We start from the raw sequence: 16,133 nt of genomic DNA, 5'->3' as shown, positions 1-16,133 counted from the left end.
GAGAAAAAAACTGGAATGCAGCACGATATCTCGCCTGCAAATCTCCATCAGTCACGGCGCTATACCTCAATCGCCTGCATCCGCACCGCGGATTTGCGACAAAAGTGTCTGAGCTGTCGCCAGATTCATATTTTTTTCACTCTTAAGCAGCTCCGACAGCTTTTCGATTTCGTTTCCGATCGCACCTGCGCTGATCGCGAGTGAACGCGAATGCAGGCCCATATGTCCTTTTTGAATGCCTTCCGTCACCAGTGCTTTGATGGCAGAGAAGTTTTGCGCTAGCCCGACCGATACGATGATGGACTCCAGTTCGGATGCTGAACGGTAGCCAAGGATTTCTTTCGTCATTTTCGCAGCAGGGTGGAAGTTGATTGATCCTCCCACAGCTCCGATCGGCAATGGTAAAGTCAGACTTCCAAGCAGATCCCCGTTTTCCGTTTTTTTCCAGGTTGTCAGCGAACGGTACTGTCCGCTGCGGGAAGCATAGGCATGCGCTCCCGCAGAAATGGCACGCCAATCGTTTCCAGATGCCAGCACGATGGCATCGATGCCGTTCATGATGCCTTTGTTGTTGGTGACGGCGCGATAAGGATCGACGTAGGCGAACTGATAGGCTTCGATCAGCCGGTCGCGCACTTCATCACCGGAGAAAGCACCTCTGGCAAGAAGTACAGCCGGTATCCTGCACTCGGCGGTCGCCAAGCAGTCTGTTGCGTAATTGGTCAGGATTCCCATCAAAGCCTCGCCACCGGTCAAACTCTCTAGGTAAGGGATGACGCCTTCCATCATCGTATTGATGATGTTGGCCCCCATCGCCTCCAATGTCTCGACATGGAGATGGACGATGAAAAATGATGGAATCCTTTCAACATCATCTGCAGGCAGAATCCTGACGCTGACGCGACGGGCACCGCCGCCACGTTTCACGATGGAAGGGTGGGCAGCATTGGCCACCTTCAGGATCTCTTCCTGATGCGAAAGAATCAGTTGTTCAGCAGCAACGCTGTCGGGAACGTTTTTCAAGGCAACTTGGCCAATCATGATCCGTTCCTGGGTTGTCGTGCGGAATCCGCCCGCCATAGCGATGATTTTTGCGCCGGCGCTGGCCGCAGCGATGACGGAAGGCTCTTCGATGGCCATCGGGACGGCATAGTCTTTTCCGTCTATCAGAAAGTTCAAGGCGACCCCGTAAGGCAATTCGTACGTGCTCAATTGGTTTTCGATCATGTTGTCGGCGATTTCCTGCGGCAGTTTCAATCCTTCCTGAAGCTTGGCTGTCGCTTCTTCATTCAGAATGCCGGCCAAGTGTAGGGCAGTGATCCTTTCGGCTGGTGTTTTATCGTAAAATTTCTGAAGATATTTGGATTCCATTTTATGCTCCATTTCCCAAGTGTTTTGACGTGTAATCAGTGTCTGTTTCCTATATCATTTTAGCATAGAACAATCCTGATGGCATCAGCCGTCAAGCCTCCTGTAGGCAACGGGAAAGAATCCGTCCAATGCCCGATGACTGGCAGACACACAGGGTGTATACTGAATGAATAAAGAGAAAGCGGGGGATCGCATTGGATACGATCAGCTATTATATAAAGGAAATCATCAACGCAACCGGAAAAGGATTGAAGGGTTATCTCATATCAGCCGTCAAATTGGCTGCCATCAGTTTTGTCCTGTTGTGCATCGGCTTTCTGTACTTCGGCATCGATTTTTGGTTCCTGAAGGCTCTGGGGATCGCGGTTTTCGATCTCATCCCGATTCTGGGGAGCGGGATGGTGATGATCCCATGGGCGGTGATCCATTTGCTGTTGGGGAACACAACGCTGGCTTGGCAAATTGGGCTGCTTTACATTATCTTGGTGGTCGTCCGTCAGATTGCAGAGCCGTTCATTACCGGTAAGGAACTTGGTATCCGGCCGTTGTACACGTTTCTGGCGACAGTCATCTGTATCCTATTGTTCGGGCCGCTTGGAGCCGTTCTGGGCGCAGTGGTTGCCGTAGTGATCAAAGCCGTTTTGGAAGTATCGAGTGTCAGCCGCAACAATTATGACAAATATCGTCGCTGAAAAGAGAACGCATTTCACAAGCACGGGAGAGGGTGACTTCTTGCGTGCCTTTTTATTTTTTCGCACCCTCGCGGACAGGCCTCATCCATTCATTTCCGGTATAAAAAAATAAGTAAAAATGCACGAATTATCTTGACCTGAAGGAGTCTATGCCTTAAGCTATGACTTAATGAGAACGATTCTCAATTAGTGCAGGGGAATTACTATTGCTGAAAGAATGGAGGGGACGATTTTGACGAATGTAAGGGACTTGCCGATCGGTGTATCTGCGATTGTGAACAAAATAACAGGACAAGGCGCTACCCGCAGAAGATTGATGGATATGGGGATTACGAAAGGCACTGCCATTTATGTCAGAAAAGTCGCTCCATTAGGTGACCCGATCCAAGTGATGGTGCGCGGATATGAATTATCGATACGCAAAAAAGATGCCGAGATGATCGAAGTTACGTTCGGGGAGGAAAAATGATGGGGAAAACCATAGCGCTTGTTGGAAATCCCAACAGCGGGAAAACGACTTTATTCAACCATTTGACAGGGTCCACCCAACGCGTAGGCAACTGGCCGGGGGTGACGGTCGAACAGAAGGCAGGCACCTTGCTGCATGACGGCGAGACGCAGGTCATCGATCTGCCCGGCATCTATTCGTTGTCCCCATATACGATCGAGGAAATCGTCACGCGCGATTACCTGACGCTGGATGCGCCGGATCTGATCATCAACATCGTCGATGCCTCCAACTTGGAGCGAAATCTTTACCTGACGACTCAGTTGATGGAATTGCAGCTGCCGATCGTGGTCGTCCTGAACATGATGGACATCGTCGGAAAAAGGGGCGATCAGCTCGACGTCGCCGGACTGTCGAGTTCGTTCGGTATGCCGTTCGTGACGATTTCGGCACTGAAGGAAAGCGGATTGGAAGAGCTGTACAAGGCCATCGCTGAACCGATTGCTGTGGCCGAACCGATTGCATACAGCATCGTTGTGGAGAGCATTCTCGATACGATTGAGGAAATCATTACTCCGTTGGTTCCGAAAAAATTGCGTTGCTACTACAGCATCAAGCTTTTCGAAAGGGATGGACAAACTTCTGGGAAACTTGCGATTCCCGAGGACGGACAGGCTGTCATGGAAGGGCTTCTCAGCCGTTATGAAAAGGAATTGGACGACGACTCCGAGGCCATCCTGATCAATGAACGCTATAAATTCGTGACGAAAATTACGCGCCAAGTGCTCGTGAAAAATAGCGACAAAGCTTCTTTCTCGGTCATGATCGATCACATCGTAACCAACCGTTGGCTCGGGTTGCCGATTTTCGTGCTGATCATGTATGCGGTCTACTACTTCGCCATCACAACAGTGGGTACGTGGGGGACCGATTGGGTCAATGATGTGTTGTTCGGAAGCATCGTGCCAGGGGTCGTGCAAAGTTTCTTCGACAGCATCGACATCCATCCCGCAGTCAGCAGCCTTGTGATCGATGGTGCCATCGGAGGCGTAGGTGCAGTTCTGGGCTTCCTGCCGCAGATGGCCGCCTTGTTCTTCTGCTTAACCTTGCTGGAGGACAGCGGCTATATGGCCCGCGTCGCATTCGTGATGGACAGGGTTTTCCGCGGCTTCGGTCTTTCTGGTAAATCGTTCATTCCGTTGCTGATCGGTTCCGGTTGCTCGGTCCCGGGCATCCAGGCTTCCCGAACAATCGAGAACCTGCAGGATCGCCGCATGACGATCCTGACCACTTCATTCATCCCATGCGGAGCGAAACTGCCGGTCATCGCCCTGATCGCGAATGCTATCTTCGGCGGCGCATCCTGGGTCGCTTTATCGATGTACCTGTTGGGGATTGCGACGGTCATCTTTTCCGGCGTGCTGCTGCGTAAGACAGCCATCTTTTCCGGGGAAGCATCGCCATTCGTCATGGAGTTGCCGATGTATCACTGGCCGCAATGGAAAAGCATTTTCCGCGCGGTATGGGCCCGTTGTTTAGCCTTCGTCAAAAATGCGGGAACTGTCATTTTCCTCAGCTCCAGCTTTATTTGGTTTTTATCTTCTTTCAACTGGCAGCTACGGATGGCTGCCGAAAGCGATCAAAGCATCCTAGCCAAGATCGGTAGTGCAGTTGCGGTTTTCTTCGCACCATTGGGCTTCGGCTCTTGGCAAGCGACGGTGGCGACCATCCAAGGACTGATTGCTAAGGAAAATGTTGTCGGTACATTTGGTGTACTCATGGGGACGACCGGATCGGAGGCGGAGGTAGCTGCTGCATTCAGCACACTATTCAACCCGGTCAGCGCAGTATCGTTCCTCGTGTTCAATATGATCTGCATGCCTTGTTTCGCGGCTGTTGGAGCGATGCGCACCGAATTCGGCAGCGCTAAATGGACGCTTTTCGGTGTCTTGTATCAGACAACCTTAGCTTATGTATTGGCCTTCATCATCAATCAGCTCGGGGCCGTTATCGTGTTGGGTGCGCCTTTCGGAGCGGGAGCCAGCGTAGCTGCTGCAGCAACGGCAATATTGGTATTTTTAGTCGTCAGACCTGCTCCTAAAAAAGCTTCGCCGATGTGGGGAAGCTTGGCGAAACCAATGGTCAAATAGGAAGAGGAGGAATAAACTATGAATGTTCAATCTTGGATCGTTTTGTTGTTGTTTCTGACCTTGATGGGGTACATCTTATTCTGTCAAATCCGTTTGATCGCGAGCGGCAGAAAGAAATGCAATGCCTGCACCGTAACGGTTTGCCCGATGAATGAGCCTACTCCGGCAGAAGCTGAGGCCGACTGTATCGCTGGGACCGCACTGATGGTCCATCTCGGTGTTGCGCAAGAGGGTGCATCGGCAGAAAAACATTGCACGACCTCCCAAATTATCAAATAATAAAAACGAATTGCCAAAAAAGACGGTGCCTCAATCAAAAAGGATTGAGGCACCGTCTTTTTGTGGGAGAAAAGAGCGGAATCTCCGGCGAAGGAGCGCTCATCGGAGAACATGAAAAAATTCGGATTCTCGGGTTAAGAAAATATTCACCCGGAATCTCATCCGTCCGCTCCAGACTCCATTAAGAAAGGTGGCGTTTTGCCCCTTTCAGCTCGCGGATGGACTGGGCCTCCTGCACATATTCAAGAACGCCCAAATAGGTGCCGTCCTCATCATGGAGCGCGCAATAATTCACGACGATGAACTTCCCGCCTTCTTCATACCACATGATCTCGTGGCTTTTCTTTCCGGATTTCAGGTCCGAAACTAGCTGCCTCATGAACGCGACGCTTTTTGGCGGATGGCAGTTTTCGGCATCCCTTCCCAGTGCGGATTTTGTGCGCATGAAGATTTTCTCATCCGGCCCGTCATTATAATATTTCACGATCCCATCCGCATCGATGAAGGTGAGTTCCAATGGCAATCGGTTCAACATCGTTTCCAGCTCTTTAACCGTCAGAAAGCCTGTTCCAAAGGTGATGTTGCCTTCCGGAACAGAACCCATCACTTCGCCTGTTTCAAAAGCGGTGCGTTCAGGTTGCCATTGCGCTTCCGGGTGGACGATGCAATAGCCGATCTCATCTGATTCAGCCGCAATTTTCAGCCAATCGTCTTCAGTGAATGAGTCGGAAACCATCGGCAACAGGATGTCCTCCTCCTTGATGAACATCTCCTTCATTTCCTGCTGCAGCGTTTCGAATGTCACTTTGAGGGCGTCTAGCTGTCCTTCCTCCAACATCCGTTTCATTTTCTTATACAATCCCCGGATTTCGTCATCCACGCCCCACATCACTTTCGGCGGAGCGGTCATGCCGTAGCGCTCCATGATTGGGAAAATGGCGTATTCTTTGCGCGTATAATGCTTGTCGAAGCCCCAGAGGATATCCAGTTGCTTCAGCAGCCCGGTTTTCAGTGAAGGATCCGGCTCACCCAGATAGCTTTCCAAAAGGCGCGCAATCCGGTCCAGCGTCGCTTCGATGGCCATATTTTCTTCCTTCAGTACTCGGATCGGATGTCCCGGTTTCTCGCTCTCGGGAGAGGGGGCTTGTCCATAGGTCACTGCATCGGCAAACAGAGCGGCATGGATCGAGCAAAGGCGCTGGATCTCCTCCACGGCAATGCCTTGTTCGATCAATCTCCGTTCCATCATCGAAATTTCCAGAGCGCTGACCGTCGCGAAATGTTCCTTGAATTCCTTCTTGATCTGTTCGTAGTCCTCACCTGCGTGAAGGCGGAGAATCAGATTCTTCAAAATTGCTTGGCGTTGCTCCATTTCCTCTTCTCTGGTGCTTTTCTTGACTTCTTCTTCCATTGTGATCCCCTCGCTTGCTAATCATCTTCCAGGAGCTGAAGGCATTTGAACTGGGCGGCCAAAAATAGTATGCAATTACATAAGTATTTATTCCAGTTGTTAATCCTATTTTAGTGCGATTACTGACGGAGGACAAATGATACGATCAACAAGCTGAAAATCCGCATATTAATATTATTTGAAAAAGTCAGCAGTACACTTTTGATAATGGCGAACACAGGCGTATAATGAAGACGAATAAGAAAATTATCAAAATTATCCCATGGAGAATGCAATCGCTAAACAACTTTTTTCGTCCTTCCTGCCATCCCGTCGTCAATGAAGCAAACAGGCACAGCGTGGATTTTGAAAGGGGAACACCAAAAATGGCTACTTTTGAAAAAACAATCTTCATCAATGCACCCGTCCAAAAAGTCTATGAGTACACAATCAATCCTGAGAATTGGTCACACTTTTACAACGGACTTTCCGAACCGGAAAGCGTCAAAGGAAAAGGGGAAGTGGGCACGATCGTCGAATCGAGCTATTCCATGATGGGCATCCATTTCCCAATCACTATCGAAGTGACGGAATGTAAGCTTACTGACGATGGCGCGATTTGGAGCGGGAACATCACCGGGAGTTTCCCGACCAAGCAAACCAGCCGTTACGTTGCAAAAGATGAAGGAACGGAGCTAACGTTTGATATCGATAGCGTTCCGCCTGAAACACTGTTCACCAAAATACTCGACAAACTGGTCACGGACAAAATGGAAGAAAACTCTACCCAGCATACATTGGAAAACATTAAAGCCATCTGCGAATCAGCACAATAAACAAGAAATGAAACCCAAAAACTGAACTTTCGTTTTTTCGAATGTTCAGTTTTTGGGTTATTTTTTTCAAGAGGAAAGAAAGACAAAGCAGGCATGCTATAATGTTTCATATTGTCTTGGGATAAAAAAACGCCGAATCCTTTTTGGAAAGGGTGTAACGGCTTCAGAGAAGCGAACAAAATCATAATCAGAAAGGGCGTACAAAATAGATGAATTATTGCATGGAATGCGGAACAGAACTGGAAGCGAAATATCTGGAAAATGAAGGGGAAATCCCTTATTGCAACAGTTGTGAGGGTTATCGATTTCCTGTGTTCAATACAGCTGTCAGCATGGTCATCCTGAACAAGGAACAAGATAAAATTTTGTTGATCAAACAGTACGGCGGTGCGGATTTCATTCTCTGTGCGGGATACGTCAATAAAGGCGAAGATGCGGAACAGGCAGCGGCCCGTGAAATCGCCGAAGAGCTTGGGCTGCAAACGGTTGGATTGCGCTACAACAAAAGTGAATATTTTGAAAAAAGTAATACATTGATGCTGAATTTTTCCTGCATCGTCGCGGACGAGCGTCTAGATGACATGACGGATGAGGTGGATCAGGCGGAATGGTTTTCCCCCGAGGCTGCGAAAGCTAATATCAAAAAAGGCAGTTTGGCTCAGCGCTTCCTTGAAAACTATTTGGAAAATAGCCACGGGCTGGAGCCATTTACCACTGTGAAGGATTCCCAACCAACATGGTTCAGGAATTAATTGGGAATAAACAAAAAAAGTTTCGGTTTTGACGTTCAAAACCGAAACTTTTTTTGTTGTGTAGGTAAGCCTAACCTTGATGAGACCTGTAAGTGTGTCAATCAAGGTTTTATGCCTATCTGATTTAAAAATTATTCAGTGACAGTTTCTGCTTCTTCAGTTGGAGCTGCTTCCTCTTCAACTTCTTCAGCTACTGGCGCAGAAACAACAACAACTGCTTCTTCTGGATCCGTAAGGACTGTAATGTCGGCATCGACTTTGATATCAGCAACTGTTAAAGTATCACCGATGGTCATTTCATTAACAGCGATTTGGAATTCAGTAGGCACATTGGTAGCTTCCGTTTCGATTTCCAATTCGTTCAATGTTTGAGTCAAGACACCTTCTTTGACGTCCTCACTACCGACCAAGTGAATCGGAACAGTCATCGTCAATTTTTGACCTTTTGTGATTACTTGCAATTCGACGTTTTGGATTTCGTTCTTCAGGGCAGCCTGTTGGATGTCCTTAAGGATGACTTGCATCGTTTTTCCACCGGATATGCTGACTTCAAAGATCGCATTTTTACCTAATTGCTTAAGCACTTCGTCAAAATCTTTTGCATCAAGTAATACTGGAGTTGCTTCAACATCTTTACCATAGATGACTGCAGTCAGTTTCTTGTCCAATCGTGCACGCTTTGCTGCAGATGAGCCAACTTTTTCGCGTTTCTCTACTTGTAATTTCATATGTTTTCCTCCTGGAAGTATACCTGTACTGGCTTGGATTTGAGCTGGATATAAAAAATATAACGTCAGCAAATAGATAGTACCTCTATAGCATACCGCATCTCAGGCCAGATAGCTAACGATAAGCCTTTTGCTGTCTCTAGTTTCAGGCTTTTTGCGCAAGGGTTTACCATGATAAAACGTTGCTGTATAGCGAAAGCTTGGGGTCCGAAAAAATATTCCGAATGACCAAGCTTTCGGCATGTGTTTTAGTTTATTGTGCATATAAGTAAGTCATCACTGCCGAGCCGATTCCCTCGAATACTGGGGTCGCGTCATCGGTCGCGTTCAGCCAACCATCCGTCAAGACGGCTACGATGTAATTCTGACCGTCCATCGACAGGATCCCAGCATCGTGGGATACGTCAGTCAACAAGCCGGTTTTATGCGCAAAGGTTACCTCATCGGTAAGGCCAATGTTCAATGCATAGACGAGCTGCTGATCGCCCAAGAGTCCCAGAAAGTATTCGGTGCTGGATTCTGAAAGCAATTCGCCATCCAACAAGCGTTCCAACAAGAAAGCGACTTCGGCTGGCGTTGTTTCCAAGTCTCCGTTGTAATAGACACCGTCGGATTCCAGATAAGGGTTAAAACTCGTGGAAACGAAGCCCTGATCATGGATGAAGGTTTCGATGTTGTCCCATCCGATCAGATAGGCGAGTTCCTTAGCCGTTTCATTGTCTGAAACGGTGATGGTGCTGGTCAGGTAATCGTCGATCGTTGCGCCATCCGCCATCTGATCTTGCAACGAAAGTGCTCCGGCATCTACTTGTTCAAGGATAGCGTAGGTAAGAAATAATTTATACAGGCTCGCACTGGTGAAGACGCGGGACGCATTGGTTGTGACGGCTTCGCCGGTCTGCTCGTTGATGAGGACAAAGCCAAGCTGACTAGGGTAGGCAGCATTCAGTTCATCCAAATCCGCCGCCAAATCTTCTCCGGCTGTCGTCATGATCGTGCTGCTCTGGAGAATCGCGTTCGCTTCCGCGATGCTGGAATCATTAGCTTTCAGTACTTCATCACCCGCATAGGTGACATCCGTCGTCAAGGTCTGGGCTGATGCGGAACTGTCTCCCTCTTGGGAATTTGCTGAGTCCCACAGCAGGAACGTGACACAGCCCGCAAGAAACATGGTGGACAGGAAAAGCGCATATTTTTTCTTTAGTTTTTTTCTATTTTTCATAGCAGTTACCTCTTCTGGGGCTAATTTTTGCCAATGACCGGAAAGAGGGAATGGTTAGCCTCTTGTCCGGATTGCTCGGCTAGGAAAGATATTTTGTTGATGTGTGTTTACTTCACGGATGCACCTGATACGGGCATTGAGTTGCCGCCCATGCCGCCCATTTGTCCGCTGCTTGCTTCAGTTGTGGCGCTGACATCAACGGTGGATGAACCGCCGTTGAAGGACGTATCTTCATAAATACCGGTAGTGGATTCGCCGGAAACTGTTCCGCCGGTTGTGATTGTGTACGCAGAGCCGTTGACCAGGTCAGGACTGGAGAATACAAGCGACTGTGCCGTTGTGGAAGCCTCAAAGGTCATGATCACTTCTCCGTCCGGACCGGTAATCTGGATGGCTTCATCCGCAGCCAAGGGGATAGAGGATGTGAACAGGAAGCTTTGTGCTGATGTTGAAGAAGGGCTCATCGCCATTCCGGAGCTGCCGACCCCGATCAGGGTACCGCCATTCATGTTGAATGTGCTGTCGTAATCCAACGTACCGTTCATGCTGTCGGTCGGGCCGTTGACGATTACGGTGCCATCGTTCATTTCGATGCTTCCGTTGCTGTCGAGTCCATCGCCGCTCGCGTTTACCACAAGCGTTCCGCCGTTGATGGTCAAGAGTCCTGCTCCTTCTGAAGTCGAGGTGAACGTGTTTTCGCCAGGGCGTCCGCTGACGGCTGACGCATCGTTTCCGCCGGCTGTGTTTACACCGTCATCTGTTGACGTCAAAGTGATGTTTCCGCCATTCAGTGTGATTTCGGTAGCCTCGATTCCTTCATAACTTTGATTGATATTAATGGTTCCGTCATCGATTGTCAAGGTGTTGTCGGCATGAATGCCATCATCCCCAGAAGCGATCGTGAAGTCTCCGCCCGTGATTTGGATCGTGTCATTGGTATGGATGGCGTCATCGGAAGTGTCCAAGATGAAGGTACCACCGGAAATCGCTAATGAGCCTGTCGCTTTCAAACCTTTAGCGCTGGTTGTTTCCTCGGTGGTAGTGGTAGCTGCTTCTTCAGCAGGTGCTGCCCATGTTCCCCAAGCTTCGCTCTCAGTACTGCTATTCGTGCTGCCACCGCCGGTTGTAATCGTAAAGTCGCCACCAAGTATCTGCAGATCGGTTGCGGCTTGGATGCCATCAGAGGCTGCTGTGATCGCGAAAGTGCCGGATTCGATAGTCAAGGTCCCTTTGCCTTCTTCTTCCTCATTTGTGGACTGCAGTCCGTCTCCGCCCGCATCGATCGTGAAAGTGCCGGAGCTGATGAAGAGCGAATCGCTTCCTTTGATGGCGTCGCCGACAGAAGTGATCTCATAGGTTCCTTCTGCGATGGTCACATCATCTTTCCCTTTGATGGCATGAGCATAATTGGCATCGACGACCAACGTTCCCGTTCCGTTCAGGATGAGGTCGGATTTGCTGAATAGGGTAGCATCCGGCTCATCCTCACTGTCTTCGAAGGTATACGTTTCTCCGTCGCTTAAAGTATTGGTCGTTCCTTCAGCCAAAGTGATGGTCGCGGAGTTGGCGCTTTTCACGTAGATGGCGGCTCCGGTGGAATTCGTGATAGTAGCCCCGTCGAGAACGATCTGGACATCGGCTTCATCGACTGTTTCGACACGAACCTGGCCTTCGCTTAGGGTTCCGCTGAGGATATACGTGCCTGGTTGCGTGATGGTCAGGATCGAACCGTCAGCCGCAGCTCCGGATCCGTCGACTGTGATGGTATCGTCGGAAAAACTGATGGCTGTGCTGTTACTTTCTGAGTAGCTGGAGTCTGATGCAAGAGTGGATTCAACGGTAGCCTCAGTGGTCGAGCCATCGCTTGATGCTGTTGTGGTGCTCGCTTCAGTAGAGCAAGCGGTCAATAAGGCAAAGGTGCCTGTCAGAGCGAGCATTTGAGTTAGAGGTTTATTCTTTAGATTTATTATAGTACTTTTCATGGGTTAGTTCTCCTGTCTGGTATGTTTTTTTGGTTAATATCTGCTGTTGATGTCTAGCTGCATGGGTAAGCTTTTCTTATCCTGCTTGGTTGCCATTGTAGCTGACCAAAGTGGCGTTCTGGGCGCCTTCGATGGCGCTCAATTCATTCATGAAGCTTGTTTCGTTGTTCTTGACTTTTACTTCATAGATCAATTCCGGTTGACCGTCCGTGATGCTCTTGGATTTTACGATGATTTTGCCGAAACGGTTTTTGATGATTTCGGTCGCCTGCAATTCCGCATTCTCATTCTCAAGCTGAAGCATCAAGATGTAAGGGGCCGAAGAATCGACTTTCCCTGTCAGAACAAGCAGGATGACCGTGATGAATGCAGATCCGAGGAAAGCCAGAGAATACAATCCAGCTCCCAAGATGATGCCGACGCTGATCGACCAGAAGAGGAAGACCAGGTCAAGCGGCTCCTTGATGGCGGTACGGAAGCGGACGATGGAAAGGGCACCGACCATCCCTAGGGAAAGGACAACGTTGGAGGTTACGGCCAGGATGACGAAAGTGGTCAGGACCGACAACAGCACCAACGACGTGTTGAAGGGTTTCGAATACATGACGCCGGCGTAGGTTTTTTTATAGATGAAGAAGATGAACAGGCCGATGAAGAGCGCCGATAGCAGGGAAACTGACGCCGCCGCGATGGAAAAATCGGCCGTTTCCTCCAAAAAGCTGTTTTTAATGATATCTGTAAATGTTGTCATTTCAATATTCCTCCTGGTATGTTTTAAATAATATTACTTACTTCTAGAACGATGGCTAGCTTCACGGGTTAGCCCTTCGGAAAGGATAAAGGAACCCCTTGTCTCTGCGAGCTAAGGATACTGTTCGACTAACCTGCTGACGCAGGAAGTCTCTCAGCATATTGCGCTCTGCGATGCTCAGTTGCATGGGACTCTTAGGGATTCATCCCTTAGAGTCCCAGTACAAGGTGACCGTAGGGAACGTTGCATGGCACGATTTCCTAAATTTCTTTCAGGGCTGAACGAACCCGTTCCGCTTTTCTTAAATTTGATTTAAATGTCTTCCAATTGCGTATTTTGAATGTGAGGTGCTGTTTGTTTCTTCTGTCTGCACCAGACTCTGGATCCAACCCGGCAGGTAATTGTCGAATTTGACTTCCAGTACGCAGTCTATCCCGGGCTCCCTTATTCCGATGCGGCCATCGTGGAAGAAAGAGGATATCTGCGTGCTGGCGTGCATATCAAAATCCAGTGTGATGCGCGTGTTCCCGGGGCCATAGGCGAAAGCTTCCCGTTCATAAGTGATGATTACTTTTGGTTCCATGCATTGGCTTTTGCACTTTGCATAAAATTCCTGGAGCAACGGATGACTGGCATCAGCCAGGCAGTCATATTTTTTTTGGATAAGCTGGTCGGCCATTTCTTTCGTGATGCATGCGCTCTGTTTGTAACCGACTGCTCCGTCCTTGACTTTTTTTTCCAAGCGGATAAAGGAAGCGTCATTGTTGTAATAACGGATCCGGAACTTCTCGCGGTAACTGCGGCCATCCTCTTTGTCCCAATAAGCATCATCATAAATCGTGTCAAAATAGAGACTCCTGATGCTGTAGCTGTTGCCTACTGAATTCTCGTCATGTTTCAGGACCTTTCTCAGCCGACTTGTGAGGACGACTTTGTTCTTTTGGGAAATTTCATGTTTGAATTCATTGCGGTAGCATATTTCGCTCATAACGCTCGACCTCGTTTCTTGTTTCTCTTGATGTCCTTAATTCTATGCCGATTTGGGAAACAATTCTCCGTAAACAGGGCAGAGAGTTGTTGCAAAAATGGAGCAAATTGAGCGGAAAGATGCGTAAAGTTGAAAGAGTGCCGATTTTGACGACAAAAAGAGACCGAAACGCTGGCCTATGGGGGAGGGCAGCGTTTCGGTCCGTGTTCTATTAAATAGATTTTTTTTGTTGCGGCAGGATGATCGTGAAAGTTGTTCCTTTTGCGGATGACATGACTTCTATGCGTCCGCCGTAGGTCTGCACAATTGATTGGACGATGGAGAGTCCGATGCCGTGCACGCCTTTATTGCCTTTGTAGAAGCGGTCGAAAATATGCGGCAGGTCTTTCTTGGAAATCGGTTCCCCATCGTTGTAGATGGTGATCATAATCCGGTTGTCTATCTCCTTGCAGCCCAGACGGATGATGCCTTTTGCGTAACGCAGGGCATTGGAGATGAGATTTTGAAACGCCCGTTCAAAATCCCGCTCATCGTAATGGAACAGGACGGGATCCTTCTGGAAGTCAAACTGCACCTGCAGATTTTTTTGATTGCTGACGCTGGCATAGCGTTCAGCGGTATAGGCTAAGGTCTCGCGGATATCGTTGGTGGCCGTTAACCGATCCGATGAACGCGTCTCTAGACGCGACAGGTAGAGGATATCCTCTACAAGCGTACCCAGTTTGTCGGTCTCGTTTTTGATAGCGATGGCGCCTTTTTTGTCATCAATGATGCCGACTTCGATGCCTTCCGCGTTTGTCTTGATGATCTGCAACGGTGTGCGCAGTTCATGGGAAGCATTCTGGAAGAACGTGCGCTGATCGGCGTCATACAGCTTGAGTTTGTTGGTGGTATCGTTCATGGTCGTCTTCAGTTCATGGAGCTCCAAATCGACGAATTCCTCATCGATCGTCTGATAGTTTCCTTCACCGATTTCTTTCGCGAACAAGGCTAGTGTCTGCAACGGTTTCGTGATTCGTGAAACGAGCAGATAGGTGATGGTGGCGATGGTCACCAACCCGATCAGCATGATGATCAAAAGGATTTGATTTAGGTTCTGCTCGAAGACGAACAGATCGGACATGTTAAGGAAGAATACCGCGTAGGTTCCTTCCTCCTCGGCGTTGGGAGCGATGGAATAGTAGTAGAGATTGTCCTCCAATTCCAATTTCCCATCGGCTGTCAATGCCAACGTGATGTCGGAGCTTTCCAGTCCGGAAACGAAATTCGTCAAGGCATCATCATCACTGAAGCCAGTGTCCTGAATCTGCGGGAACAGTATTTCGAAATCTTCGGAAATGATCGTCTTTTGGACGCTGGACGCGAAGGCTGTATGCGGTTCTTTATTCTTGTCCCTCGGCTCATCCACGATGATTGCATCCGATGCAGCTGGCTCGGATTCCAACTTTTTGTCCTCATCGAAGGGACGCTCGATGTAATTTCGTCTCGCTTCGGCAAGCAGGGAGTCCGCTGTCGTTTCGATGTATTGGGTGAAGAAAAAATTGAACACCAGGTAAATAAAGGCAAAGACCGCCGCCAACAGAAGCGTGACGGTCGTCAGGAGCCGGATCTTCAAACTTTTTTTCGATGTCTTCATCCCTCAGACGACTCCTTCACGGTGAAGCCGAATCCCCAGACAGTCTCGATTTCGACTGTGGAACCGGCCAGTTTTTTGCGCAAGCGCCTGACCGTGTCGTCGCAGGCCCGCGTCTCGATGTCCTTGCCGTAGCCCCAGATCGAATCCAAAAGCTCATCCCTCGAAACGGCACGGTTTTTGTTTTCTATTAGATAGACGAACACATTGTATTCATTCGGTGTCAGGTTGAGGGAAGTACCATTTTGTTTGACGGACATGGCGGCCAAATCGATTTCGATATCACCGATCCGGAGTGTCGGTTCTTCATCGCGAGAAGGCATGCGTTCCTGATCCATCTTGATGCGACGCAGCATCGCCTTCACGCGCATATTCAGGGCGATGGCACTGAAGGGTTTAGTGAAATAATCATCACTGCCTAGGTTGATGCCCGTCGCGTAGTCCATGTCGCTGTCTTTTGCGGTCAGGATGATGATCGGAACAGAACTGACGTCGCGGATTTTTTTTGTGATCTCGAAACCGCTCGATCCCGGCATCATCACATCCAGGATGACCAAGTCCGGCTGTTTGTTGAGGAAAGCATCGTAAAGCAGGTCGCCATTAGGAAAGTCGGAGACCACATAGCCCTCGCTCTCCAGAAACGTCTTCACCGTCAAACGGATGCCTTCTTCATCTTCTGCAATATATATTTGTTCATTCATTATGTTATCCACCCCATTCTTGTATCCAGTATAACTGATTTTCATCGGGAAGATTACGAAAAACTGCGGCAATCTTGCAGAAATTGGAACAGGGAAACACTATTTGCATACTCTCGTGAAAATAGATGGCACATCGCTGTGACAAACTGGTAAAATAGCGTATAGTCCTTCGAGAAGTCGGGCTGTGAATCTTTGATTTTTGGAGGAATA

The 16,133-nt window shown here is 48.8% G+C and carries 15 protein-coding genes; 6 read left to right on the top strand and 9 right to left on the bottom strand.

What is annotated here, in order from left to right; translation table 11 throughout:
* Window positions 1-66 precede the first annotated feature (66 nt).
* Window positions 67-1,407: a hydroxymethylglutaryl-CoA reductase, degradative gene (locus BLV66_RS05625; protein ID WP_256327833.1), complete on the bottom strand. Its 1,341-nt coding sequence runs from the start codon at window positions 1,405-1,407 to the stop codon at window positions 67-69.
* Window positions 1,408-1,565: 158 nt separating this feature from the next.
* Between BLV66_RS05625 and BLV66_RS05620 the strand changes: the two genes are divergently transcribed.
* The 4 genes from BLV66_RS05620 to BLV66_RS05605 all read left to right on the top strand — a co-directional run bounded on the left by BLV66_RS05620 (window position 1,566) and on the right by BLV66_RS05605 (window position 4,940).
* Window positions 1,566-2,063, top strand: coding sequence for an AI-2E family transporter (locus tag BLV66_RS05620; RefSeq protein WP_245826743.1), 498 nt, complete (start codon window positions 1,566-1,568; stop codon window positions 2,061-2,063).
* Between the two features lie 232 nt (window positions 2,064-2,295).
* Window positions 2,296-2,532 (top strand): FeoA family protein, encoded by a 237-nt coding sequence (locus tag BLV66_RS05615; RefSeq protein ID WP_200831798.1) that lies wholly within the window; start codon window positions 2,296-2,298, stop codon window positions 2,530-2,532.
* Window positions 2,532-4,661, top strand: a complete 2,130-nt coding sequence (feoB, locus tag BLV66_RS05610) for a ferrous iron transport protein B (protein ID WP_086987420.1) — start codon at window positions 2,532-2,534, stop codon at window positions 4,659-4,661. The genes BLV66_RS05615 and feoB overlap by 1 nt, the downstream gene beginning before the upstream one ends.
* A gap of 18 nt (window positions 4,662-4,679) precedes the next feature.
* The gene (locus BLV66_RS05605) at window positions 4,680-4,940 is read left to right on the top strand and encodes a hypothetical protein (protein ID WP_086987421.1); all 261 of its coding nucleotides are present in this window, start codon (window positions 4,680-4,682) and stop codon (window positions 4,938-4,940) included.
* 181 nt (window positions 4,941-5,121) lie between these two features.
* Here BLV66_RS05605 and BLV66_RS05600 read toward each other — a convergent pair whose 3' ends face one another.
* A complete protein-coding gene (locus tag BLV66_RS05600) occupies window positions 5,122-6,351 on the bottom strand; it encodes a DUF438 domain-containing protein (protein WP_245826744.1) in 1,230 nt (409 codons plus the stop codon).
* Between the two features lie 365 nt (window positions 6,352-6,716).
* Here BLV66_RS05600 and BLV66_RS05595 point away from each other — a divergent pair, with 365 nt between their 5' ends.
* Both BLV66_RS05595 and BLV66_RS05590 read left to right on the top strand, forming a co-directional pair.
* The gene (locus tag BLV66_RS05595; RefSeq protein WP_176974153.1) at window positions 6,717-7,166 is read left to right on the top strand and encodes an SRPBCC family protein; all 450 of its coding nucleotides are present in this window, start codon (window positions 6,717-6,719) and stop codon (window positions 7,164-7,166) included.
* A gap of 209 nt (window positions 7,167-7,375) precedes the next feature.
* Complete coding sequence (locus BLV66_RS05590; protein ID WP_086987423.1) at window positions 7,376-7,918, top strand: NAD(+) diphosphatase; 543 nt, start codon at window positions 7,376-7,378, stop codon at window positions 7,916-7,918.
* A gap of 131 nt (window positions 7,919-8,049) precedes the next feature.
* Here the strand turns inward: BLV66_RS05590 and BLV66_RS05585 are convergent, their stop codons facing one another.
* The 7 genes from BLV66_RS05585 to BLV66_RS05555 all read right to left on the bottom strand — a co-directional run bounded on the left by BLV66_RS05585 (window position 8,050) and on the right by BLV66_RS05555 (window position 15,923).
* Window positions 8,050-8,646, bottom strand: a complete 597-nt coding sequence (locus BLV66_RS05585) for a 50S ribosomal protein L25 (protein WP_086987424.1) — start codon at window positions 8,644-8,646, stop codon at window positions 8,050-8,052.
* A 253-nt stretch (window positions 8,647-8,899) separates the two neighbouring features.
* Window positions 8,900-9,868, bottom strand: coding sequence for a serine hydrolase (locus BLV66_RS05580; protein WP_086987425.1), 969 nt, complete (start codon window positions 9,866-9,868; stop codon window positions 8,900-8,902).
* A 107-nt stretch (window positions 9,869-9,975) separates the two neighbouring features.
* Entirely contained in the window at window positions 9,976-11,850 is a 1,875-nt protein-coding gene (locus BLV66_RS05575) for a carbohydrate-binding domain-containing protein (RefSeq protein WP_086987426.1), read from the bottom strand.
* 76 nt (window positions 11,851-11,926) lie between these two features.
* Window positions 11,927-12,601 (bottom strand): DUF4956 domain-containing protein, encoded by a 675-nt coding sequence (locus tag BLV66_RS05570; protein ID WP_086987427.1) that lies wholly within the window; start codon window positions 12,599-12,601, stop codon window positions 11,927-11,929.
* 301 nt (window positions 12,602-12,902) lie between these two features.
* Complete coding sequence (locus BLV66_RS05565; protein ID WP_086987428.1) at window positions 12,903-13,589, bottom strand: polyphosphate polymerase domain-containing protein; 687 nt, start codon at window positions 13,587-13,589, stop codon at window positions 12,903-12,905.
* A gap of 211 nt (window positions 13,590-13,800) precedes the next feature.
* A complete protein-coding gene (locus tag BLV66_RS05560; RefSeq protein WP_086987429.1) occupies window positions 13,801-15,225 on the bottom strand; it encodes a sensor histidine kinase in 1,425 nt (474 codons plus the stop codon).
* A complete protein-coding gene (locus BLV66_RS05555; protein WP_086987430.1) occupies window positions 15,222-15,923 on the bottom strand; it encodes a response regulator transcription factor in 702 nt (233 codons plus the stop codon). Before BLV66_RS05555 ends, BLV66_RS05560 begins: the two co-directional genes overlap by 4 nt.
* Window positions 15,924-16,133: the final 210 nt, after the last annotated feature.

This window comes from Trichococcus collinsii (assembly GCF_900107505.1).
In the GTDB taxonomy this organism is placed as follows: Bacteria; Bacillota; Bacilli; order Lactobacillales; family Aerococcaceae; genus Trichococcus; species Trichococcus collinsii.
Note: the sequence above shows the minus strand (reverse complement) of the source record. Positions and strands in the feature narration are given on the sequence as shown.